Source organism: Nonlabens tegetincola (assembly GCF_002117085.1).
In the GTDB taxonomy this organism is placed as follows: Bacteria; Bacteroidota; Bacteroidia; order Flavobacteriales; family Flavobacteriaceae; genus Nonlabens; species Nonlabens tegetincola.
The window spans coordinates 2,766,194-2,788,268 of sequence record NZ_CP019342.1 but is presented as its reverse complement, the minus strand read 5'-3'; the positions used below and the strand labels follow the sequence as shown (position 1 = coordinate 2,788,268).

At 34.9% G+C, this 22,075-nt stretch carries 24 protein-coding genes; 15 read left to right on the top strand and 9 right to left on the bottom strand.

Features of this window, described 5'->3' with window-relative positions:
* The first annotated feature begins 33 nt into the window (after positions 1-33).
* A complete protein-coding gene (pckA, locus tag BST91_RS12850) occupies positions 34-1,629 on the top strand; it encodes a phosphoenolpyruvate carboxykinase (ATP) (protein WP_394335642.1) in 1,596 nt (531 codons plus the stop codon).
* A gap of 82 nt (positions 1,630-1,711) precedes the next feature.
* On the opposite strand, the gene BST91_RS12845 is transcribed toward pckA, so the two are convergent.
* On the bottom strand, positions 1,712-2,455 hold the full coding sequence (locus BST91_RS12845; protein WP_042277252.1) for a uroporphyrinogen-III synthase: 744 nt from the start codon (positions 2,453-2,455) through the stop codon (positions 1,712-1,714).
* Positions 2,456-2,467: 12 nt separating this feature from the next.
* Complete coding sequence (locus BST91_RS12840) at positions 2,468-3,100, bottom strand: DUF4271 domain-containing protein (protein WP_085775622.1); 633 nt, start codon at positions 3,098-3,100, stop codon at positions 2,468-2,470.
* Positions 3,101-3,181: 81 nt separating this feature from the next.
* Here BST91_RS12840 and BST91_RS12835 point away from each other — a divergent pair, with 81 nt between their 5' ends.
* Genes BST91_RS12835 through BST91_RS12825 form a run of 3 tightly spaced genes read left to right on the top strand, consistent with a single transcriptional unit; the run spans position 3,182 to position 5,672 of the window.
* The gene (locus BST91_RS12835; RefSeq protein ID WP_085775621.1) at positions 3,182-3,913 is read left to right on the top strand and encodes a polyprenol monophosphomannose synthase; all 732 of its coding nucleotides are present in this window, start codon (positions 3,182-3,184) and stop codon (positions 3,911-3,913) included.
* Positions 3,910-5,250, top strand: coding sequence for a dihydroorotase (locus BST91_RS12830; protein ID WP_085775620.1), 1,341 nt, complete (start codon positions 3,910-3,912; stop codon positions 5,248-5,250). Before BST91_RS12835 ends, BST91_RS12830 begins: the two co-directional genes overlap by 4 nt.
* Positions 5,247-5,672 carry a DUF4296 domain-containing protein gene (locus BST91_RS12825; protein WP_085775619.1) on the top strand — a complete coding sequence of 142 codons (426 nt, stop codon included), beginning with the start codon at positions 5,247-5,249 and terminating at the stop codon, positions 5,670-5,672. The genes BST91_RS12830 and BST91_RS12825 overlap by 4 nt, the downstream gene beginning before the upstream one ends.
* On the opposite strand, the gene BST91_RS12820 is transcribed toward BST91_RS12825, so the two are convergent.
* A complete protein-coding gene (locus tag BST91_RS12820) occupies positions 5,669-6,667 on the bottom strand; it encodes an NAD-dependent epimerase/dehydratase family protein (RefSeq protein ID WP_085775618.1) in 999 nt (332 codons plus the stop codon). The two genes, BST91_RS12825 and BST91_RS12820, sit on opposite strands and share 4 nt — an antisense overlap.
* An 84-nt stretch (positions 6,668-6,751) precedes the next feature.
* On the opposite strand from BST91_RS12820, the gene tyrS reads away from it, so the two are divergent.
* Positions 6,752-8,083: a tyrosine--tRNA ligase gene (gene tyrS, locus BST91_RS12815; protein WP_085775617.1), complete on the top strand. Its 1,332-nt coding sequence runs from the start codon at positions 6,752-6,754 to the stop codon at positions 8,081-8,083.
* A gap of 32 nt (positions 8,084-8,115) precedes the next feature.
* On the opposite strand, the gene BST91_RS12810 is transcribed toward tyrS, so the two are convergent.
* Positions 8,116-8,811 (bottom strand): zinc metallopeptidase, encoded by a 696-nt coding sequence (locus BST91_RS12810; RefSeq protein WP_060523291.1) that lies wholly within the window; start codon positions 8,809-8,811, stop codon positions 8,116-8,118.
* A 101-nt stretch (positions 8,812-8,912) separates the two neighbouring features.
* Here BST91_RS12810 and BST91_RS12805 point away from each other — a divergent pair, with 101 nt between their 5' ends.
* The 3 genes from BST91_RS12805 to BST91_RS12795 are packed head-to-tail and all read left to right on the top strand — an operon-like array spanning position 8,913 to position 10,691.
* A complete protein-coding gene (locus tag BST91_RS12805; protein ID WP_085775616.1) occupies positions 8,913-9,851 on the top strand; it encodes a 2-hydroxyacid dehydrogenase in 939 nt (312 codons plus the stop codon).
* Positions 9,844-10,239, top strand: coding sequence for a VOC family protein (locus tag BST91_RS12800; protein ID WP_085775615.1), 396 nt, complete (start codon positions 9,844-9,846; stop codon positions 10,237-10,239). The genes BST91_RS12805 and BST91_RS12800 overlap by 8 nt, the downstream gene beginning before the upstream one ends.
* A gap of 35 nt (positions 10,240-10,274) precedes the next feature.
* Complete coding sequence (locus BST91_RS12795; protein WP_042276214.1) at positions 10,275-10,691, top strand: TM2 domain-containing protein; 417 nt, start codon at positions 10,275-10,277, stop codon at positions 10,689-10,691.
* Positions 10,692-10,742: 51 nt separating this feature from the next.
* Here the strand turns inward: BST91_RS12795 and BST91_RS12790 are convergent, their stop codons facing one another.
* The 3 genes from BST91_RS12790 to BST91_RS12780 are packed head-to-tail and all read right to left on the bottom strand — an operon-like array spanning position 10,743 to position 14,392.
* On the bottom strand, positions 10,743-12,572 hold the full coding sequence (locus BST91_RS12790; protein ID WP_085775614.1) for a GNAT family N-acyltransferase: 1,830 nt from the start codon (positions 12,570-12,572) through the stop codon (positions 10,743-10,745).
* A 60-nt stretch (positions 12,573-12,632) separates the two neighbouring features.
* Complete coding sequence (locus tag BST91_RS12785) at positions 12,633-13,916, bottom strand: aspartate kinase (protein ID WP_085775613.1); 1,284 nt, start codon at positions 13,914-13,916, stop codon at positions 12,633-12,635.
* Positions 13,916-14,392, bottom strand: a complete 477-nt coding sequence (locus BST91_RS12780) for a GNAT family N-acetyltransferase (protein ID WP_085775612.1) — start codon at positions 14,390-14,392, stop codon at positions 13,916-13,918. Before BST91_RS12780 ends, BST91_RS12785 begins: the two co-directional genes overlap by 1 nt.
* 108 nt (positions 14,393-14,500) lie before the next feature.
* Here BST91_RS12780 and fbp point away from each other — a divergent pair, with 108 nt between their 5' ends.
* From fbp to BST91_RS12755, 5 genes are read left to right on the top strand one after another with little or no spacing between them, the layout of a single operon-like run.
* A complete protein-coding gene (fbp, locus tag BST91_RS12775; RefSeq protein WP_085775611.1) occupies positions 14,501-15,508 on the top strand; it encodes a class 1 fructose-bisphosphatase in 1,008 nt (335 codons plus the stop codon).
* A gap of 43 nt (positions 15,509-15,551) precedes the next feature.
* A complete protein-coding gene (locus tag BST91_RS12770; protein WP_042276221.1) occupies positions 15,552-15,905 on the top strand; it encodes a hypothetical protein in 354 nt (117 codons plus the stop codon).
* A gap of 11 nt (positions 15,906-15,916) precedes the next feature.
* Positions 15,917-16,741, top strand: coding sequence for a cell envelope biogenesis protein OmpA (locus tag BST91_RS12765; RefSeq protein ID WP_085775610.1), 825 nt, complete (start codon positions 15,917-15,919; stop codon positions 16,739-16,741).
* Between the two features lies 1 nt (position 16,742).
* Complete coding sequence (locus BST91_RS12760) at positions 16,743-17,225, top strand: Rab family GTPase (RefSeq protein ID WP_042276225.1); 483 nt, start codon at positions 16,743-16,745, stop codon at positions 17,223-17,225.
* A complete protein-coding gene (locus tag BST91_RS12755) occupies positions 17,222-18,709 on the top strand; it encodes a hybrid sensor histidine kinase/response regulator (protein ID WP_042276227.1) in 1,488 nt (495 codons plus the stop codon). Before BST91_RS12760 ends, BST91_RS12755 begins: the two co-directional genes overlap by 4 nt.
* Position 18,710: 1 nt before the next feature.
* Here the strand turns inward: BST91_RS12755 and BST91_RS12750 are convergent, their stop codons facing one another.
* Together BST91_RS12750 and BST91_RS12745 are read right to left on the bottom strand one after the other, a co-directional pair.
* On the bottom strand, positions 18,711-19,139 hold the full coding sequence (locus BST91_RS12750; protein ID WP_042276229.1) for a TerB family tellurite resistance protein: 429 nt from the start codon (positions 19,137-19,139) through the stop codon (positions 18,711-18,713).
* A gap of 40 nt (positions 19,140-19,179) precedes the next feature.
* Positions 19,180-20,133 carry an NAD-dependent epimerase/dehydratase family protein gene (locus tag BST91_RS12745; RefSeq protein ID WP_085775609.1) on the bottom strand — a complete coding sequence of 318 codons (954 nt, stop codon included), beginning with the start codon at positions 20,131-20,133 and terminating at the stop codon, positions 19,180-19,182.
* A 289-nt stretch (positions 20,134-20,422) separates the two neighbouring features.
* On the opposite strand from BST91_RS12745, the gene BST91_RS12740 reads away from it, so the two are divergent.
* Both BST91_RS12740 and BST91_RS12735 read left to right on the top strand, forming a co-directional pair.
* Entirely contained in the window at positions 20,423-21,478 is a 1,056-nt protein-coding gene (locus BST91_RS12740; RefSeq protein ID WP_042276233.1) for a hypothetical protein, read from the top strand.
* A gap of 79 nt (positions 21,479-21,557) precedes the next feature.
* Entirely contained in the window at positions 21,558-21,995 is a 438-nt protein-coding gene (locus BST91_RS12735; protein ID WP_085775608.1) for a hypothetical protein, read from the top strand.
* Positions 21,996-22,075: the final 80 nt, after the last annotated feature.

Sequence of the window (22,075 nt, the reverse complement as noted above, 5' to 3'; positions counted from 1 at the left end):
AAACCACACAACATGGGTTCAAATACACTAGCTATGAGAACTATCTCACTAGAAAAATGGGGAATCACAGATTCTCAATTACATTACCAACTTGCACCAAAAGATCTGCAAGAAATCTCCGTAGAGCGTTTCAATGGTAAGGAAACTAAAAACGGTACCCTAGCCGTAAACACAGGTGAATTTACAGGACGATCCCCAAAGGATCGTTTTATCGTTAAAGACGATGTAACATCTGACAAAATTTGGTGGGGTGACATCAATATTCCTTTTGAACCAGATCATTTTGATGCGTTATTAGAAAAAGTTACAGCGTACCTAAATGGAAAAGAGCTTTTTGTGAGAGATGCTTATGCATGTGCACATGATGACTATAGACTTAATCTACGAGTGATTAATGAATATCCATGGTCTAACATGTTTGCACACAATATGTTTTTAAGACCTGATGAAAGCGAATTAGACAACTTTGATCCAGAATGGACGGTAATTAACGCTCCAGGATTTATGGCTAATCCTGAGGTTGATCATACCAGACAACACAATTTTGCAATTTTGAATTTTTCAAGAAAAATTGCTTTAATAGGAGGAACAGGATATACAGGTGAAATTAAGAAAGGTATCTTCAGTGCCTTAAACTTTATTCTTCCTGTAGACAAAAACACATTACCTATGCACTGTAGTGCCAATGTAGGTAAGGATGGAAATACAGCAATATTCTTTGGTTTAAGTGGAACAGGAAAAACTACTTTATCGACCGATCCTAATCGAGCGCTTATCGGTGACGATGAACACGGTTGGACCTCAAACAATGAAGTTTTTAACTTTGAAGGTGGTTGTTATGCCAAAGTCATAAACCTAGACCCAAAGGGTGAACCTGAGATCTATAATGCGATTAAACCAGGAGCTATTTTAGAAAACGTGATTTTCAATGAGGATGGCACCGTTAATTTTGCAGATACTAGTATTACTCAAAACACCAGAGTAAGCTACCCTATTTATCATATTGAAAACATCAAGCAACCATCAAAAGGAAAGAATCCAAAAAATATATTCTTCCTTACAGCAGATGCTTTTGGTGTGTTACCTCCAATTTCAAAACTTACACCAGGACAAGCTGCATACCACTTTATTAGTGGATACACTGCAAAGGTAGCTGGTACTGAAGCTGGAGTAAATGAACCACAACCTAGTTTCTCAGCTTGTTTTGGAGCTCCTTTTATGCCTTTACATCCAACTAAGTATGCTGAAATGTTGAGCGCCAAAATGAAGGAAACTGGCACCAATGTTTGGCTAGTGAACACCGGATGGACTGGTGGTCCTTATGGAGTTGGCCACAGAATGAAGCTTAAATACACAAGAGCAATGATTACCGCAGCTCTTGACGGAAGTTTAGAAGAGGCAAATAAAGACAATTATCACATTCACTCTATGTTTGGCGTGGCTCAACCTAGAACATGCCCTAACGTGCCTGACGAAGTTTTAAGCCCGAGAAAATCATGGAACAATGATGAAGGTTATTATAAGACCGCACATAAATTAAGAGATTACTTTATGAATAACTTCAAAAAATTTGAAAGTTATGCTAGTGAAGAAATCCTTGCTGGTGGACCACCAGCAATTAGTGAATAACAATATTAAAAAAGGCTTCTCAATGAGAAGCCTTTTTTGTTTTTATTAATTTTCGCTTTCGCGAAAGCGAAAATTCTACCTTTTATTTTCCTTTAATATAATTCTCGATCGCCATTGACATAGAAGGCGATTCTGGAGTAGGCGCCTGAATATCTATTCGAAGGCCTTTTTCTTGCGCCGCTTTCATCGTAGTGTTACCAAAAACAGCAATACGAGTTTTATCCTGTACAAAGTCAGGGAAATTCTTGAACAAACTCTCTATACCACTAGGACTAAAAAATACCAGAACGTCGTATTTTACATCTGCAAGGTCAGAAAGATCACTAATTACTGTTCTAAAGAAAACAGCACTCTTCCAATTCACTCCTAGCGAATCAAGCTCTCTAGGTACGTCATCCTTTAATTTATCAGAACTAGGAACTAAAAAAGATTCGTTTTTATGCTTTTTGATAAGAGGAGTAAGCTCTGCAAAAGTCCTTTTACCTACATAAATTTTACGCTTTCTATAGACTACATATTTTTGCAAGTAATAAGCTACAGCCTCTGACTGACAAAAATACTTTAGAGAGTCTGGAATTTTAAAACGCATTTCTTCAGCAACGCGGAAAAAATGATCAACGGCATTTCTACTAGTAAGGATGATAGCACTAAACTTAGAAAGATCAATTTTTTGTTCTCTTACCTCCTTAGCACTCGCGCCTTCCACGTGAATGAAAGAGCGAAAATCAATCTTCACCTTAGTACGATCTACAAGATTTTGATAAGGTGAGGTTTCAGCCTTTGGTTGTGGCTGTGAAACCAGAATTGTTTTCACTTTATTGTCCATATGCAATTTCAATTATCCACCCTTAACATACTTATACAAAAGTAAGTAGGGTGCGATTTCAAGGGCGCAAAGGTACAAAATAAAATAAAACCAATTGTTCAAAAGCACCTTCTTTAACTTAACTATAATTAAAATACTGATAAGTATTTCAATGAATACCGCTGTAATTCCCGCTATAACAAGGGTATCGTGCTGCAAACTTTTAAACGCTGCTACAATAGCAAATAAAATGGCAACAATAGCAAACCCGTTTCTCATAAACCACCTATAGTGCCAGCCTAAATAAACAACATCCTCTGTCTTTGTTATTACAGAACAAATTTTTGACACAAAGTATTGAAAACTATAAAACAAGATGATTAAAAGCAGTTTCATTACCCATTCCTTACTTATAAGGTGGTTATCACCCCAAACCAGTTGGGCTATGGTTGTAAGAGCAACAAAATAACAAATGATTAAGGCTGCATGAATCCACCTGTAAGTTTTAGGCTCGTCCAAAGTTACTTTGATTATTTTGTCATTTATAAAAACAGATAAGTAATCGGTAATTTGAATACTAGACATGTAACGTGCAATCACCACAAAAACGAGTAATGTAGTAAGTACTATAAAAAACCAATCAAAATTTTGTGCGAGTGGACTCATAAGCAAGTGAACACAAAAATAAGCTATTCAACTAGTCGTTTAAAATAGGGTAGAATATTTGAGTATTTTTGCGCCTGCTATATGAAAAAGACATTAGTCATAATACCTACTTATAATGAGATTGAAAATATCTCATCCATTTGTAATGCAGTATTACTTTTAAATGATGATATTCATTTATTAGTCGTAGACGATAATTCACCAGACGGCACTGCAAATGAAGTAAAACAGATTCAAAAAAACTTTGACAATAGACTGCATTTAGAAATTAGAAAAAATAAAGCTGGTCTAGGAACGGCCTATATCCATGGGTTTAAATGGGCTTTAAAAAGAGAATATGACTTTATATTTGAAATGGATGCTGATTTCAGTCATAATCCAGCTGATCTTCCTATTCTTTATGAAGCATGTGCTACACATGGCGCAGACCTCGCTATAGGTAGCCGTTATGTCAAAGGTGTCAACGTGGTTAACTGGCCTATGAGTCGTATATTACTATCTTATTTTGCATCAAAATATGTGAGATTCATAACTGGTATGGATATCCATGACACGACAGCAGGATTCAAATGTTATAAATCAAGTTTATTAAGTAAAATTAATTTAGATAAGATTAAATTTGTGGGCTACGCTTTCCAAATTGAACTTAAGTTCAAAGCCTACTTACTGAAAGCAAAAATTGTAGAAATACCAGTCATTTTCACTGACCGCTCAAAAGGTGAATCTAAAATGTCGAAAGGAATAATAAGCGAGGCTATTATTGGTGTAATAGCTATGAAAATAAAGAGTGTACTAGGGAAATTAGAAATATGAAAAAGACTTTAATTAAGAATGCTAAAATTGTCAATGAAGGAACCATTTTTGAAGGAGACATATTCATTGAAGGTGATACTATTCTTGAAATCGATGAATCAATAAGTGCCAAAGATCCTAACACCATTATTATTGATGCCGAAGGAAAATATGTTCTACCAGGTGTAATTGATGATCAAGTACATTTTAGAGAACCAGGTCTTACTCATAAAGGTAACATCGCTTCAGAAAGTGCTGCTGCTGTAGCTGGCGGAATAACCACCTTTATGGAACAACCTAATACAAAACCACAAACCACCACTATTCCAGAGTGGGAAAATAAAATGGCTATTGCAGCAGCAACTAGTCATGCTAATTATGGTTTCATGTTTGGTGGTACTAATAACAACCTTGATGAAATACTCAAAGTGGACATTAATAGAGTACCTGGTATTAAATTATTCTTAGGATCATCAACAGGGAACATGCTGGTGAATGACGAGGAAGTTCTTAAAGAAATTTTTTCTAAAGTAAAGCTTAGAATATCGCTACACTGTGAAGATGAAGACACCATAAAAGCAAATTTACAAGAGGCTCTAAATGCATATGGTGAAGAAATTCCAATAACCGAACATCCAAAAATACGCAGTGCAGAAGCCTGTTATAAAAGTAGCTCAAAGGCCGTTGAGCTTGCTAAACAAACTGGTGGTAGAATTCACGTTTTTCATTTGTCAACCGGTAAGGAAACCGAGCTTTTTGATAATAAATTACCTATAGAGCAAAAACAAATCACTGCCGAGGTTTGTATACATCACTTGTGGTTTAGTGACGAGGATTACAAAGAAAAAGGAGCGTTTATAAAATGGAATCCTGCGGTAAAAACAAAAAGTGATAGAGATCAATTATGGGAAGCGCTATTGGATGATAGGATTGACGTAATAGCTACAGACCATGCGCCACATACTATTGAAGAAAAATCAAACACTTATACAAGTTGTCCTAGTGGTGGTCCTTTAGTCCAACATGCTTTACCAGCCATGTTACAATTTGTACATGAAGGAAAAATCTCTATTGAAAAGGTGGTTGAAAAAATGTGTCACAATCCAGCGAGATTATTTGACATCGAAAAACGTGGCTATATAAGAAAAGGATATAAGGCAGATCTAGTTATTGTAGACACCAATAACCCATGGACTGTTACCAAAGATAACATTCTTGCGAGCTGTGGATGGTCTCCTTTTGAAGGTGTTACCTTTAAAAGTAGAATTTCACATACTATCGTTAATGGTCACATAGCCTATCACAACTTTAAAGTAAGTGCAGAAAGAAATGCCCAAGAATTAAGTTTCAATCGATGAAAAAAATAATTTTCATACTCTTTATCACAATTGTAGGTTGTGTTAACATCAATAAAGTGGAACGTCCAGAATCCTTTCTTGATATTGAGAAGATGTCTGATGTTTTTGCGGACTTGTATTTGATTGAAGGTGCGATAGGAACAAATCGTGATAATTTTATGAAAACGGGCACTCTTCCTACTTCCTATATTTATAAGAAGCATCAAATCGACAGTCTTGTATTTAAAGAGAATTTGGAATACTACAACCAAAGACCTGATGAATATTTGGAAATGATTGAGCTCACTCAATCAAAATTAAATACCATCAAGGATAGCATTGCAGCACGTCAACAACGTGAAAATAAATTAGGTGAATTAAAAACACCCTTAAACACACTGTTAGAAAGGGATAGTATTAATAATTTAAAAGAAGAAAATTAATTTAGATTCTTATAAAAAGTTGTAACCCTTTGTATGGTTTGATCAAAATGCTCGGTCTCATAATTCGGTAAGACAGCTTTTATTTTATCGTTACTATAATACGTTTCACTAGTGAGACTCTTAACTGTGGGACTAGTTAAACTTGAACCTCCTAACCAGCCTATAGGTTGAGATAGTATAGATAGAAAATGTAAAAACCATGCGCTTAATTTGATACTAGGCTTTTTCACCTTTAAATGACCTGCTATTTGATCAAGAACAGTTTTGTAATTAAGATTGTTAGACACTAGGATAAAACGCTCATTTTCCACATCACTTTCCATGAGATTTACCATGTAATGCACAACATCACGTACATCTATAAAACCACTACCACCCGTAGTATAAAATTTATTCCCGCCAGCTGTTCTAGATATTAACTTACCCGATCCTGAATTAAAATCACCTTCGCCTAGTATAACTCCAGGATTGACAATTATAACCTTCATACCTTCTTGAGTAGCGCGCCAGGCTTCCATTTCGGCACCATATTTTGTAATGGCATAATCACTATTAAGTGCGTCCAAATTAAAAAAGTCTTCCTCGCTAGTTGGTTTTCCTGCTGGAGCATCTCCTAAAGCCGCTATACTACTTACGTGACAAAATTTTTCTACATTGTGGTGCAATGCTGTATTAATAACATTAGCAGTTCCAGTGACATTTATTTTTTCAAGTTCTTCAAAATTATTTGCTTCAATGGCCGCTGCACAGTGATATACTTGTTTTACATTGTTAAAGACAAGGTTTAAACTAGGCACGTCCAAAATATCAGCCTTTACCCAATTAAAATTTTCAATAAGATGTCCACTTTCTTTGTCGTACGATTCAAAAATGCGGCGTACTTTATCCTTGCTACTCTCTGTTCTAAAAATGGCGATTATTTGTGTTGCGCTTTCGCGAAAGCGATATAACAAATGTCCTCCTAATAATCCAGTTGCTCCTGTGATAAGAATCATGTTGTAAAAGTAATGAATACATCACGATCACAGTGCTACAAAACTGCCAAAACCCCATATATTTGCAGGTCAAAACACAAGCTTATGTCCTACGATTTTGTAAATGAATTGAGATGGAGAGGAATGATACATGATATCATGCCCGATACTGAAGAACTACTTAACAAGGAAACTGTTACTGGTTATATAGGCTTTGACCCTACTGCAGATTCTCTTCACATAGGAAGTCTAGTACAAATCATTTTACTCATGCACCTACAACGATCTGGTCACAGACCGGTTGCACTTGTAGGTGGAGCCACTGGTATGATAGGTGATCCAAGTGGTAAAAGCAGTGAGCGTAACTTACTTACCCAAGAGATTCTGGATAAAAATATAAAAGGTGTCAAAAACGTAATATCTAGATTTATTGATTTTGAATCTGGTGATGAAAGTACTCGTGCTGTTCTAGTGAATAATTACGACTGGATGAAAGAATTTAGCCTGATCGATTTTGCTAGAGATATTGGTAAACACATTACTGTAAACTACATGATGGCCAAGGATAGCGTGAAAAAACGCTTTACGGGTGAAGTGGATGGGATGAGCTTTACAGAATTCACCTACCAGCTGTTTCAGGGATATGATTTCTTACATCTTTATGAAACAATGGGTTGTAAACTGCAAATAGGTGGTAGTGATCAATGGGGAAATATCACCACAGGTACAGAGTTAATACGACGTAAGGCTGGTGGAAAAGCTTATGCACTTACTACTCCTTTAGTTACTAAGGCTGATGGTACGAAATTCGGTAAAACAGAATCGGGAAATATATGGTTAGATGCAGACAAAACAAGTGTTTATCAATTTTACCAATTCTGGTTTAATGCAACGGATGCCGATGCTGAAAACTGGATTAAAATTTTCACTTTTCTAGACAAGGAAACATGTGAACAATTAATCGAAGAACACAATCAGGATGCAGGCCGAAGATCTCTTCAAAAACGCCTAGCTGAAGAAGTAACCGTTATGGTCCATGGTAAAGAAGCTTACGAAACAGCTGTAGAAGCTTCACAAATTCTATTTAGTAAAACGGTAACACCAGAGCAATGGAACAAATTTGACAAAGCTACTTTACTCGAGATTTTTGAAGGTGTTCCACAAGTAGAAGTAGATCGCAAAGTGGTTGCAAATGGGATAGACCTAGTTCAATTCTTTGCAGAGACTACTGGATTCCTAAAATCTAATAGTGAAGTAAGAAGAGCTCTTAAAGAAAATAGTTTATCAATAAATAAAAACAAGATAACCGAGGAAAGAGCTATAAATGAAGACGATATTATTGCTGGTGACTTAATGCTTTTACAGCGAGGTAAGCGTAATAAGTTTCTAGTTATTTTAAATAAAAACTTCTTTAACCCAATCAAAAAAAGCCTCTGAAATATCAGAGGCTTTTTTTGATTTGAGAATCTTTAATCTCTTCTTCCTAAATATATAGACAAGAAGTATAAAAGTGTGGCGAGTGAACCTACAGCCGCAACCAGATAGGTACGTGCTGCCCATTTTAAGGCATCCTTGGCGCCTTCATGTTCTTCTCTAGTAAGCATATTGTTACCTTCTAACCAAGCTAGAGCACGATTACTAGCATCATACTCAACTGGCAAGGTGATAAAAGAAAACAAGGTTCCTGTAGCATACATTAGAATACCTATTAATAGTAGAGTGTTTCCAAATTGAGTAGTCGCGGCTAGTGTGATCCCACCGATAATAACCCATTGTGAAAATCGTGATGCGATGCTTACTACAGGCACTAGTTTTGACCTCATTCCTAACCATGAGTAAGCTGTAGCATGTTGTATCGCATGACCTACCTCATGAGCCGCAACAGCAGCGGCTGCTGCGTTACGTTGAGAGTACACCACGTCACTCAAATTAACCGTTTTATTAGCCGGATTGTAGTGATCTGTTAATTGACCTTTTACAGAAATTACTTTTACATCCGTTATGCCATTATCGTCTAGCATTTTTTGAGCTATTTCTGCCCCAGACATTCCATTACGTAAATGAATTTTTGAATAGTGCTTGAATTTAGATTTCAATTTATTACTTACATACATACTTACCAGCATTACCAATCCTCCGATAATGTAGTACCCCATTAAACCCATTCTTTTTATGTTTTAAATTATTAAATAAAAGTAGTTTTTTATTCTTAATTACAAGAACCGCACCATTATGAAATGATTATTTTTACCCTATAATTTGCCCTATGAAGGTTTTACATCTAGACGAGAACCACCCTATTTTGATTCAGAAGCTGTCCGATTTTGGATTTCAAAATGAATGTGATTTTAACTCTTCAAAAGAAGAAGTTGAAAAAACAGTTGAACAGTACGATGGATTAATCGTACGTAGTAGATTCCCTATTGATCAAACCTTTCTAAAAAAGGCCAAAAATCTTAAGTTTATAGGAAGAATAGGTGCTGGATTAGAAAACATAGATCTTGAAACCGCAAGCAAGTTGGGAATAGTATGCTATAACGCACCTGAAGGTAACCGCAATGCAGTAGGCGAGCACTCACTAGGAATGTTACTAGCCCTTTTTAATAAACTACATACAGCAGATCATGAGGTGCGCAACGGCCTTTGGCAAAGAGAAGAAAATCGCGGCATCGAGGTAGATGGAAAAACCATTGGATTAATAGGTTACGGAAATATGGGTAAAGCATTTGCTAAAAAACTTAAAGGGTTTGACTGCAAGGTGATTTTTCATGATTTAAAGTCAGGTTTACAAGATGAAAATGCCAGCCAGGTAACTCTTGAGGAATTACAGCAACAGGCAGATGTTCTCTCATTGCACACACCACAAACTGATCTAACGATAGGAATGGTGAATGAAGATTTTATTAACGCTTTCGCGAAAGCGTTCTATCTAATTAACACTGCAAGAGGAAAGGCGGTTGTAACTAAGGATTTAGTCACGGCCTTGAGGAATAAAAAGATATTAGGAGCTGGATTAGACGTACTAGAATTTGAAAAGAGTAGTTTTACATCATTATTTGAAAATGATACCATGCCACCAGAGTTTAATGAGCTTATAAGTATGAAAAATGTGATATTGAGTCCTCACGTGGCTGGATGGACGATTGAATCAAAGTATAAATTGGCAGAAGTTATTGCCGATAAAATCATTAAGAATCATGGCTAAAGTAACCGGATTAGGAGGAATATTTTTTGTTTGTAACGATCCTGAAAGAACGAAACAATGGTATCAAAAACATTTGGGATTAAATACTGATCAATATGGATGTACTTTTTTTATGTCAGAAGAAGTAAAAAGAGAACCCAAAGCTACTCAACAGTGGAGTCCTTTTCCTGCGGATACTACTTACTACCCAATAGATCAAAAATTCATGATTAATTATCGTGTTGATGATCTCGAAGAATTATTAGCAGACTTACAAAATTCTGGCATTCAACAAGAAGGAGACATGCAGGAATTTGATTATGGTAAATTTGCTTGGATCATAGATTGTGATGGTAGGAAAGTTGAATTGTGGGAACCTAAGCAAGAAGAATTATTTGAAAAACAGTAATATTGTAACATTAACAACCTTAATAACCAATAATTATGAGCGAGGAAAACAATCCCTTTGACAAGGCAAAAGAATCTGCATCGGATGCCTATGACAGCACAAAAGAAACATTTAATGAAGCCGCTGATGCTGCAAAAGAAAGTGCACGAGACTTTCAACGTGGCTTAAATGACACGGTAAACAATGGAGATAATAAAAAATTACTTGCAGGACTTCTAGGAATTTTCTTAGGTAGTTTTGGGGTACACAAGTTTATTCTAGGTTATCAAAAAGAAGGGTTCATTCTTGCTGGACTCACAGTGATAGGATGGATTACGACCTGTCTGTTTTTTGGTATATTCATAGTTATGGCTACTTATGCAGTAGGTTTAATAGAAGGTATTATTTATCTAACCAAGTCAGATGAAGAGTTCTACAACACATATCAAGCTGGTAGAAAACCTTGGTTCTAACAAATAAAATTATTTAAATTAAAAACCGCCATTTTAAAAATGGCGGTTTTTTTATTCAGAATAGGTAGATTTTGAATCTCCGTTTTTAAAATATTTAGACTCCATTTCTGCTTGAAATTCCTCCATCACAGGTTTTACTGTACTTTCTGGCAAATCAGCAATTCGTATATACATAAGACCATCAATAGCGTCATTAAATAAAGGATCTACATTAAAAGCTACGACCTTAGCATTTTGCTTTACATATTTTTTAATGAGTACTGGCAACCTTAATTCATTAGGCTCTAGCTCATCAATAAGCTTATCAAATTTATTTAAATCAGCCTGAGATTCGTCAAAAATGAAATCCTTATCAGCATCGGCCAACTTAACTTTAAATTCTTTTTTAGGCTTTATATATTGTGCGATATAAGGATCGTAATAATTACTTCTCATAAATTCAATCATCAATGATTTTGAAAAATTTGAGAATTTATTGCTAATACTCACTCCGCCAATTAAGTACTTGTGCGACGGGAAACGTAGTGTACAATGCACAATTCCTTTCCATAACAAAAACAATGGCATAGGCTTTTGTTGATAGTCCGATGTAATGAATGCTCGTCCCATCTCTATACTCTCGCTCATCATTTTATGTAGCTCATTGTCAAACCTGAAGAGTTCATTTAGGTAAAAACCTTCAATACCATATTTCTTGTAAATCTGTTGCCCCATTCCCATACGATAAGCACCAGCGATACATTTTGCATCCTTGTCCCAGAGGAACATTTGATGGTAATAGGAATCGTATTTGTCTAAATCAATAGATTTATTAGTCCCTTCACCTATTTTTCTAAAAGTAATTTCACGCAGCCTACCAATTTCATGTAAAATCTTTGGAATAGATTTACTTTCAGCTAGAAATACCTCATAGTTTTTAGAGATCAATAACCTCTTGTCGTTCTCTCTTAGGTATTCAATTTCCTTTTCCATATCTTCAGGCTTAACGTGACCTACGATACGCTCAGGAGCTTTGGGAAGTTTTATGCTTTTAGGTAAATCAGTAAACTTTTTACCTGATTCATCGTATGCTCTAGAAAGCATGTACGTTTTTTTTCTAAGAAAATCAGTAAACTCTCCTAGATCGGTATACTCTTGCTGATGTTTTACGTGGATTGCATTTCCTACTCTTACTTTTATAACTCTCTTTTTCTGAGTTAATAATTCACTAGGAAGCTTTGCCGTACGCAATGTGTCAGAAATCTTTGCAAGTCTGTAAAAGAACCTGCTGTTCTTTGCATGAAAATAGATTGGAATAACAGGTACTTGAGCACGATGTATAAGTTTCATTGCCGCCTCTTCCCATTCTTTATCTACCACCAATTTACCATCTCTATAAGTTGAAACCTCACCAGCAGGAAAAATCCCTAGAGGTTGATCTGCTTTTAAATGCCTGATGGCTTGCATAAAACCTGCTGTGCTGCTTTTTGCATCCTTATGATTTTCAAAAGGGTTTACAGGCATTACATAGGGCTTTAAAGGCTCTATACGATGTAATAAAAAATTTGCAACAATTTTAAAATCGGGTCTTCTGTCTAGAAGTAATTTAAGTAATAATATACCGTCAATTCCACCCAAGGGATGATTGGAAATAGTTATAAACGGTCCTGTTTTTGGTATACGTCTTAAATCCTCTTCTGGAATCTCAAAGGAAATTTGTAAATCATCCAGTAAGGCATTCAAAAATTCTGAACCTTGCAGATGTTTAAATTTATCATACTTTCTATTTAAAGCAGAAAGTCTCAAGATTTTCATCAACGTCCAACCGCCTAAAGTACCTAATGCACCGTATTTATCAATATTTATCGCTTTTGCGACCTCTTTGGCAGTTACAAGTCCCATAAAATAAAGTCCTGGTCAATTAATAGATTGACTCACAAATATACTATAAATGTTAAGTCACTATTGTTTAACGACAACCTGCAGGGTTTCTTGTGTGCGTTGTTTTAGTAATACCTGCTGCTCATTTTCAATACTAGCTACTTTTTCACCGTTATAATGTCTAATCGTATATAAAGCAACATTCTTTACCACACTTACGTCGTAACGTTCTTGTAATCTAGACAATAGAACATTTATTAGACTGTATTTATCTTCAACACAAATTGAAAAACTTATTGCCGAATTTTGTAATAAACCTACCTGCATTTTAGCCTCGCTCAACTCGTGAAATATTTCCGAAATATTTCCTTCACCTATAAAGCTAAAATCTCTAGAAGAAACTCTTAAAAAGATCAAATTCTTACGCACGATATAGCAAGGAATTTCAGGTAATAAGGTTTTTGAGTGAGTAATCGTTGACCCGTTTTCTTTAGGATTTAAAAAGGACTTCACACGTAATGGTATACTCTTTCTTTGTAAAGGCTGTAAAGTTTTAGGATGGATGACACTCGCTCCATAAAATGCTAATTCAATTGCCTCGTTGTATGGGATTTTTTCTAGCAAAACAGTGTCATGAAACACTCTAGGATCTGCGTTTAAAACACCAGGAACATCTTTCCAAATAGTGACACTTTCGGCATCCAGACAATATGCAAGGATAGCAGCTGTATAATCGCTTCCTTCTCTACCTAGCGTGGTTGTAAAACCATTGTCATCGCTTCCTATAAATCCTTGAGTAAGGAACGAGGAGCCACTTATATTTTTAATAACATTTTCAGTTTCCTGCCATTGCACTCCAGCATCCCGGTACTTAGTATCAGTTTTAATTAATTCTCTCGCATCCACCCATTGCACAGGAATGTTACAGGCATTTAAAAAAGCTGCAACAATTTTAGTTGAAATAAGTTCTCCATGACTTACGACTTGATCGTATAAAAAACTGTAGTTCTTTGTTTTATTACGTAACAACTCGCCCTTTAAAGCTTCAATAATTCCTTTAAGTATATTTTTAATTCCGCTTTCGCGAAAGCGTAATACCTCATCCTCATTTATGAAATCTGTAACCTCTTCTAACTCTACAATAACTTCATTATGTTGCTCGTAGAGTTTATCAATCAACTTTAGATAGGAATTATCATTTTTTTGATATCGTGCAAGTATTTCTTCAAGAGCGTTTGTTGTTTTACCCATTGCTGAAACTACCACTCCTAAATCACGAAATCCAGTAATACGCAATACGTTAACTACATTTCTTACACCATTTGCATCTTTAACCGATGCTCCACCAAATTTGAATATCCTCATTACTGTTTGTCAATATAAGCCGTTAAAGAACCGTGATCCATTTGAACAACTCGCCACTCGTCAAATACTGTTGCTCCAGTATTCTTGTAAAAATCAATAGCGTGTGTATTCCAATCCAACACTACCCATTCTACTCGCCTTGCACCCTTTTTTAATGCGTGTTTAAGAACTTCATTATAAAGCGCTTTTCCTAAACCAACTCCTCTCATTTTTTTAGTAACAATTAAATCTTCTAAATGAATTGTAACACCTTTCCATGTCGAAAATCTGGGATAGCACAATGCCATTCCTTCAATATTACCTTTATATTCACCTACAAAGCAAGTAAAAAGAGGATTATTTCCTGTCCCGTTTCGAATTAAATCTTCTATTGAAATTTCAACTGCATCGGGCTCCTTTTCAAAAAGGGCTAATTCATTAATTAATTCAAGAACTCTAGAAAAATCTTGTTGGGTGGCCTGCCGAATGTTTATCATGGTTTTTTTGCTAAATTAAAGTCTAGTAGAGTATAATTCAAAAAAGTTAGCACTACATCGTTGTAGTTACCTGCATTTATTAAGATATTTGCAGCAACGATATAAAATATGGCTACCAAAAACCAATCCCTAGGAGAATTTATCATAGAACATCAAGCTGCGTTTCCTTATAGTAGCGGTGAATTAAGTAGACTTATCAACTCGATAAGACTAGCAGCAAAGATGGTTAACCACGAGGTTAACAAGGCTGGTCTGGTAGACATTACTGGTAGTATAGGTGAAATCAACACCCAAGGTGAAGACCAACAAAAATTAGATGTTTTTGCAAACGATACGTTTATAAGGACATTGACTAACAGGCAAATCGTTTGTGGTATCGCAAGTGAAGAAAATGACGACTTTATAACTATTGAAGGTAACGATGGTAACCACGCAAGTAAATATGTGGTACTTATGGATCCACTTGATGGTAGTTCAAACATCGACGTAAATGTGTCAGTAGGAACTATCTTTTCCATCTACAGAAGGGTAACACCACCAGGAACACCGGTACAACTTGAAGATTTTCTTCAACCAGGTAATCAACAAGTTGCAGCTGGATACATTATATATGGAACATCTACAATGCTAGTTTACACTACAGGTCATGGTGTAAATGGATTTACTCTAAACCCGGCGCTGGGAACCTATTATCTTTCACACCCTAACATGCAATTTCCAGAAGATGGAAGAATTTACAGTGTCAATGAAGGTAATTATGTGCATTTTCCACAAGGGATTAAAGATTACATAAAATATTGCCAAAAGGAAGAAGGAGATCGACCTTACACTAGTAGATATATAGGAAGTCTTGTAAGTGATATTCATCGTAACATGATAAAAGGTGGTATTTATATGTACCCTAAAAGCAGTAAGGCAAGTAATGGAAAACTACGCCTTCTCTATGAGTGCAATCCTATGGCATTTATCGCCGAACAAGCTGGAGGAAAAGCCAGCGATGGCCATACAAGAATCTTAGATCTTAAACCAGAAGAACTTCATCAAAGGGTACCATTTATTTGCGGAAGCAAAAACATGGTTGAAAAGGCTGAGCAGTTTATTCAAAGAATACCATAATTTAATAAAAAATGGTATTTTAGCTAATTGAAAATGTATTGAGATGGCCCAACCTGAAAAAAATACCCCTAACGAAGCTGTTGTAGATAGTAATTCAAAATTAGAGGCTATAAAAAACCTCATTTTTGGAGAAAACATACAACAATATGATTCTGAATTTGAACTACTTAAAAAAGATCTTCAGAAAAAAAAGCAGGAACTTCAAGATTTAATCGACGATGCTAGAGAAGAGCTATCAAAAAGTATTGATAGTTTGTCAACTGATCTAAACATTCGTCTTACTGATCTTGAAAGCAAGATGGAAGATCGACTAGACGAGCTAGATGATGCTAAAACAAGTCGAAAAATGCTTGGAGATTCATTAATAGAACTTGGGGAGAAAATTAAAGCCCAGTAAAAGGTTCCTTGATGAATACCGATGAGAAATTAGAACTACTAAAATCTCTCTTACTTACTGACGAACGTGAATATGCACAGAGCATTTCTGTAAAAATCAGTAAGCTGGAAGAAACTTTGCGTGAACGTGCTAAACTTTCAGAAAAGGTATCTCCAATAATACAAGACGAATTACTAGAATTTACCGAACGTATTCCTCAAGAATTAGGACCAATTATTACCGAGACTTTAAAAACTCAAATCGCCGAATCAAAAGATCAAGTTGTTGAAGCCCTATACCCAATTATGGGGCAAATGATAAAAAAATATATCGCACAAGAAATTAAAATTTTATCTGAGCGCATAGAGCAAACTACTCAGGACGTATTTTCAGTTCAAACCATTAAAAGAAAAATAAAGAGCATGTTCACAGGTGTCAAGGAAGAAGAACTTATCATAAGCGATCTTGCCGAGGCAGAATTAGAACAAGTTTTTATAATTGAAAAAGGCTCTGGAATATTATTAGGAAGTTATCAGATTAAAGCAACCCTGGATGAAGATATGATTAGTGGCATGTTAACAGCAATTAAAGCATTTGTAGAAGATGCTTTTAAAACATCCACTCGTAATTTACAGTCTATAGAATATGATTTGTATGAAATTCATCTACATAGTTTTCACCAGTACTACATAGCCAGTGCGATAAGCGGTACATTTACTGAAAACTTGCAAAATAAATTAGAAGATCATAATTTAAAGGTTAGTCAAAACATCAATAAAAATAAACTTATTTCAAAAAGAGAAGAATTACAGCAATTTCTCATAAAGCAATATTCCCAATTTGAATTAGGAAATTAATATGGTATCAAAAAAAATTGTAATAGTAGGAAGTTTTGGAGTTGGTAAAACATCCCTGATAAGAAGGTTTGTAGAAGATCAGTTTTCTGAGGACTATAAAGTTACTATAGGTGTCCATATCATGAAAAAACAACTTAATTTAAATGATAATGATGTTAATCTTATCATTTGGGATACAGAAGGAACAGATGATATTGAAGAAGTGAGACCTGCATACCTACTTGGAACTCATGGGTTTATATATGTAGCAGATATTAGTAGACCAAAAACTTTTAGTAAAGTTGATGAACATTTAAACTTTCTTCAAAATAAATATCAAAAAACCCCTATCTTAAAGGTCGGAAATAAGTCTGACCTAATCCCTAAAGGTATGATGGCCGAAAAGAAAGATGAATTTGATTTTTTAGATATTTTGGTAAGTGCCAAAGAAGGTAATAATGTGCAGCGCATGTTTGAAAGAATCACAAAAATGATGCTTACATGACACCGCACCTAGACATCAATCCCCAAAATTCACAAATAATTGTCCTTGATGAGAACTTTCAAGTAATTTCATCAAACGATATTATTTTTAATTTAAAGGAAGGAAGTAGCATAGAGCAATTCCATCCTTTTTTTACACAGGTTGATTTATACTTTGAATCAGAGGAAAAAAAACTAAACTGTGTTGAAATACATGACAAACTTTTAGACATAAGCTTCAGTAAGAATGCTTCAAATAGAACGATTCAGCTTGTAGATAACAGCGTATTTTATTCTAGACTACAAGAAATTGCTCAAAAAAGAAATGAGTCTTACATATTTAATGAAGTTCTAGAACTTAAAAATGATATGTTAGAGGAGGCTGCCTCCTTCAAAAACAAATTTATTTCAAACTTTTCTCACGAGATGAAGTCACCGCTTACACTGATAAGTGCGTTTTCATCTATGCTAGTGAAAAGTGATTTGCCGCTAGAGCAAAATAAACTTGTAGAAGCTATCTATGAACAAAGTGAGAACTTAAAGAAGATTCTTGAAGATATTATTGAGTTATCTTTTCTTAAAAGAAATCAGATTGAGCTCAATCCAGAAACAATCAATTTTATAGAATATCTTGAGAATTTTAAGTTTAAATACACAACCAAAGCATCCAATTTAGGATTTTCATTTTCCTTAAAAGTAGGATCTCAAGTACCTGAATACATTGAAATAGATAAGCGTAGGTTAGATCAAATATTGACAAACCTTATAGAAAACGCGATTTATTTTAATAATGGAGAAAACATAGTTTTAACCGTTAAAGAAAATCAACGACGTGCTAGTAAAGCAAGTTTACGATTTAAAATTTCCGGAGAAGGTGTTATTCCAGAAACGGTAGCGTCTAATAATCTTCCTGAACTCTCTAGTGACATTCAGATTAAAGGTTTGGGATTCTCAATAGCCAAAGAACTTCTAGATGTTTACAATGGTAGTCTATATATCGAAAAAGACGAGTCAGGCAATAGTGTACAAGTAGCAAATTTGAGAGTGAAAGTTCCTTTGAATGTTGATATTCCTAAAGCAGCTCCAACTGAATCTCCAACAAAGCCGACGTTTTCTGAAAAAGCAAAAATTATTATTGCAGAGGACAACGGAATTACACAATACACAGCCATTAAAGTTTTAGTAAATGAAAAGAACTTTAATACAATAGTATTTTCTGATCCTAGAGATTTATTAAACGCCGTTGAAAACAAGGACTATGACCTTATTTTAATGTCATCAAGTCTATCTCAAGTAGACGCGATTGAACTCCTTAACATGATTAAAGAGTTTGCTAACGATCACAATAAAAAAATCCCGGTAATCGCTCTTACGACAGAAACTGACAAAAAGCGAATATCGGAATTTAAGAAATCTGGATTCAAACAAGTGGTTCAAAAACCATATACTGACGACGAATTATTAGAATCCGTATACAGCAACTTGAAGATTAAAAAATTTATTTAGACTACCTGTCTTTATTTAAAAGGTATCGATAATCTTCAAGTGCTAGATGTCCTGAGAAAATCTCGATACTGCGCTTTACTAGATATTCAGCATCGGCATCATTGTACCCTATGGCTGTTGCATATCTTTTTAGTAATCTGTGCTCATCCTCGTCCATACTATGATCGGCAAAGACAACTTTAAAAAGATCGTGTAGCCATTGAATGCGCTCCTCATTTGTAGTAGGCGGATTAATTGGGTATTTAGATGGATTTTTTATAATAGCCTCAAAATCAGAATCTGCTATACTCAATTTAGTTTTAATACGTCCCAGTATAACTAATTCCTCATCAGAGATTACACCGTTTGTAATTGCAATATTTACTAATGAAGCTAAATGGCTTTTATTTCTAGTAGATTCTCCTGATTCAAATAAACTTGAAAATGACATAGATTAAATTTAGGCTACAAATATACTTATATCTTAAACTCTAGAAATAAGATTTTTTAGGAAGATGAGCTATCATTTCCTTAACCATATTTTCTAAATCAAAATGGTGTTCCCAGCCCCAATCTTCACGCGCCTCTTTGTCATTTATTGATGCTGGCCAGCTATCAGCAATGGATTGCCTGAAATCTGGTTCGTACGCTATTTCAAATTCTGAAATATGTTTCTTAATTTCTTGAGCAATTTGTTGTGGTGTAAAACTCATTGCGCTCAAATTGTAACTTGAACGATCCTTAATTTTATCACCAGGCACATGCATTATATCAACTGTCGCTTTGATAGCATCATCCATATACATCATAGGTAGTGCAGTATCTTCTTTTAAAAAACACGTATATTCTCCTTTGTTGATGGCATCATGAAAAATTTCAATGGCATAATCGGTAGTTCCTCCACCAGGCATTGTCTTCCAGGATATTAATCCTGGGTAACGTATGGATCTAACATCTACACCATATTTGTTGTGATAGTATTCGCACCAGCGTTCCCCAGTTTGCTTACTTATGCCATATACTGTACTAGGTTCCATTACTGTTTTTTGCGGTGTATTGTCTTTTGGTGTAGTAGGTCCAAAAACTGCAATACTACTAGGCCAAAAGATTTTCTCTATTTTACCTTCTTTACCTAGATCTAGGACATTAAATAAACTATCCATATTTAGATTCCAGGCTTTAGAAGGATATTTTTCGGCAGTTGCACTCAACATTGCGGCCATTAAATAGACATCTGTTACTTCATAATGTGCACAAATATCCTCTACTGCATCAGCATCGGTAGCATCAAGAACTTCAAAAGGACCTGCCTCCATCATTTCTGTATCTCCTTCTCTTATATCGCTAGCTATTACCGCTTCAGCACCGTGCAGTTCACGTAGTTTTGCCGTTAACTCACTACCTATTTGACCACAGGCTCCTATTACTAAAATCTTTGTTGCCATGAATTATAACGTTTGCGCAAATATAATTGCACCAGCTTATCAGATTACTTAACGAATAGGTAAATAAATAAGAAATTATCAATCTTATGTAAGATTTAATTCCGCTTTCGCGAAAGCGAAGTAGAAAAAGCTCCGTTTTTTTAACAAAACACCTAATAATAACCAAACAGAAATACAAACTATGTTAACTATTAACACAATTTAATTAAAAACCGAAATGCATTATTATTTCATTATATAAAATAATTGAGATGAGACTGTACTTTTATTTCAAACAAAAAATAATATTATGAAAAAGATTGGAATAAGTTTAATAGTAGCCGCTGCCATGGTTGCTTGTAATAATGAAAAGAAAAATACGGAAGAACTAGTAGAAGATGCTGGTAACGAAATGCAACAGGCTTACAATGATATAGGAGACGTATCAAGAGAATACGTAAGCTATACAGAGAATGAGGCAGAAAGCATGGCCCAAGACATGAAAACAAATGTCCAAGTTATGGACGATGGGAGCGTGAATATTTCAAATTTTACAGCCTATGGAGAATTACAAAATCAGGTAAAAAACTTATCAACATCACCTAATGTACGTGATGAAATGAATAGCGAAAATGCATATCAAGCGTTTCAAACCTTTGTAGAAGAAATGCCAGCTTACTTGAAAACTAATGTTATCATGAAGGAAGTTGATGATGTCGAGAAAGCAATGAAAAAATTAGTTGCAGATCTTGAGGATGAATCGACAAAAGAAAGTACAATTAAAGATCACATCGAGGATATTCAAGAAGCTGTAGAAGATTTAAATGATGAAATTGTAGATGCCAGATTGAGATTTGACGGTTATGAGGATGAAGAGCTTGCAAACTATGCAGACTTTGTGAGTAATGTAAACTATGATGATGAAGGTATAATAACGATTGTAGATTTTAATGATTACGAGACTGTGAAAACGGACCGTATGAATATGATGAATGCACAAGAAGACCAGAAAATTACTTATGCTCAAACACTAGTTACAGATTTTAATTCAATGCTTAACAACATGCCTGAGTACTTAAAAGTAGATGATGTTATGGATGCTGTAGAAGATGTTCAAAAAGAAATGAAAGAATATCAAGATGAAAAAGCCACAGCTACTTTAGATGAAAATCTTGAAAATTTAGAAGAAATCGATGAGGCTCTTTATGACTTAAACAAAGAAATGTTGAAAGCTCGTAAAAAGTATGACGAGAATCGTAGAGATGCTATTGAAGAATACTTAGAGGAATTGAACGACACTGATGAACCTATGTCACAAAGGTTGAAAGAAGCTCGTGAAGAGTATAATGAAGAAATGAATGACTAATTAATTAGTGGGAAGCAATGTAACACCGCACTTTATTGTGCGGTTTTTTTATTCTAGCAATATTAGCATCTTTGTAATAATGAAAGGCTTTCCTATACTACTAATATTTTTTGTTCTATTTTCTTGTAAAAAGGAAGAACATGCAGTCGAAGTTACCAAAACAGATCCCAGTGCGTTGACTTTTGCGCAAAGTAAAATGCAACTTATTGGTAAAGCACAACAAGAGGTTATCGCTTGGTCTAATTATGAAAGATTTAAAAATCTATTAGAAAATTTAGACCATACACCTGTAGCTGCTCAAAACTTATATGATGCCGCCCAGGACCTTTCAAAAGATATACCAGAAGAGTTAAACAGTCAGGAAGTAGTTAGCAGAATTAAACTAGTTATTACTCGTGCAGGTATTTACAATAGTTATATAAACTATTCCAACGTGGATGATAATATTCTAGTTAAAAAACACGCTGACCTAATTGAATCATGGGATATGTTAACCATAATCATAAATGAAAAATAAACATTTATGATAAAATAAAACAAGAAACGCTAGAAGACTTGAAAATCATAAATCAAGCAAAACAACCGGGAACAGATTCA

Excerpts from the sequence above, each read along its gene's own strand:
- BST91_RS12805 (WP_085775616.1), top strand. The coding sequence starts at position 8,913 with ATGAAGGTTTTACATCTAGACGAGAACCACCCTATTTTGATTCAGAAG.
- BST91_RS12830 (WP_085775620.1), top strand. The coding sequence starts at position 3,910 with ATGAAAAAGACTTTAATTAAGAATGCTAAAATTGTCAATGAAGGAACC.
- BST91_RS12770 (WP_042276221.1), top strand. The coding sequence starts at position 15,552 with ATGGCCCAACCTGAAAAAAATACCCCTAACGAAGCTGTTGTAGATAGT.
- pckA (WP_394335642.1), top strand. The coding sequence starts at position 34 with ATGAGAACTATCTCACTAGAAAAATGGGGAATCACAGATTCTCAATTA.
- BST91_RS12755 (WP_042276227.1), top strand. The coding sequence starts at position 17,222 with ATGACACCGCACCTAGACATCAATCCCCAAAATTCACAAATAATTGTC.
- BST91_RS12745 (WP_085775609.1), bottom strand. The coding sequence starts at position 20,133 with ATGGCAACAAAGATTTTAGTAATAGGAGCCTGTGGTCAAATAGGTAGT.
- BST91_RS12765 (WP_085775610.1), top strand. The coding sequence starts at position 15,917 with ATGAATACCGATGAGAAATTAGAACTACTAAAATCTCTCTTACTTACT.
- BST91_RS12750 (WP_042276229.1), bottom strand. The coding sequence starts at position 19,139 with ATGTCATTTTCAAGTTTATTTGAATCAGGAGAATCTACTAGAAATAAA.
- BST91_RS12840 (WP_085775622.1), bottom strand. The coding sequence starts at position 3,100 with ATGAGTCCACTCGCACAAAATTTTGATTGGTTTTTTATAGTACTTACT.
- tyrS (WP_085775617.1), top strand. The coding sequence starts at position 6,752 with ATGTCCTACGATTTTGTAAATGAATTGAGATGGAGAGGAATGATACAT.
- BST91_RS12845 (WP_042277252.1), bottom strand. The coding sequence starts at position 2,455 with ATGGACAATAAAGTGAAAACAATTCTGGTTTCACAGCCACAACCAAAG.
- BST91_RS12795 (WP_042276214.1), top strand. The coding sequence starts at position 10,275 with ATGAGCGAGGAAAACAATCCCTTTGACAAGGCAAAAGAATCTGCATCG.
- BST91_RS12810 (WP_060523291.1), bottom strand. The coding sequence starts at position 8,811 with ATGGGTTTAATGGGGTACTACATTATCGGAGGATTGGTAATGCTGGTA.
- BST91_RS12760 (WP_042276225.1), top strand. The coding sequence starts at position 16,743 with ATGGTATCAAAAAAAATTGTAATAGTAGGAAGTTTTGGAGTTGGTAAA.
- BST91_RS12785 (WP_085775613.1), bottom strand. The coding sequence starts at position 13,916 with ATGAGGATATTCAAATTTGGTGGAGCATCGGTTAAAGATGCAAATGGT.
- BST91_RS12800 (WP_085775615.1), top strand. The coding sequence starts at position 9,844 with ATGGCTAAAGTAACCGGATTAGGAGGAATATTTTTTGTTTGTAACGAT.
- BST91_RS12820 (WP_085775618.1), bottom strand. The coding sequence starts at position 6,667 with ATGATTCTTATCACAGGAGCAACTGGATTATTAGGAGGACATTTGTTA.
- BST91_RS12740 (WP_042276233.1), top strand. The coding sequence starts at position 20,423 with ATGAAAAAGATTGGAATAAGTTTAATAGTAGCCGCTGCCATGGTTGCT.
- BST91_RS12825 (WP_085775619.1), top strand. The coding sequence starts at position 5,247 with ATGAAAAAAATAATTTTCATACTCTTTATCACAATTGTAGGTTGTGTT.
- BST91_RS12835 (WP_085775621.1), top strand. The coding sequence starts at position 3,182 with ATGAAAAAGACATTAGTCATAATACCTACTTATAATGAGATTGAAAAT.
- BST91_RS12790 (WP_085775614.1), bottom strand. The coding sequence starts at position 12,572 with ATGGGACTTGTAACTGCCAAAGAGGTCGCAAAAGCGATAAATATTGAT.
- BST91_RS12780 (WP_085775612.1), bottom strand. The coding sequence starts at position 14,392 with ATGATAAACATTCGGCAGGCCACCCAACAAGATTTTTCTAGAGTTCTT.
- fbp (WP_085775611.1), top strand. The coding sequence starts at position 14,501 with ATGGCTACCAAAAACCAATCCCTAGGAGAATTTATCATAGAACATCAA.
- BST91_RS12735 (WP_085775608.1), top strand. The coding sequence starts at position 21,558 with ATGAAAGGCTTTCCTATACTACTAATATTTTTTGTTCTATTTTCTTGT.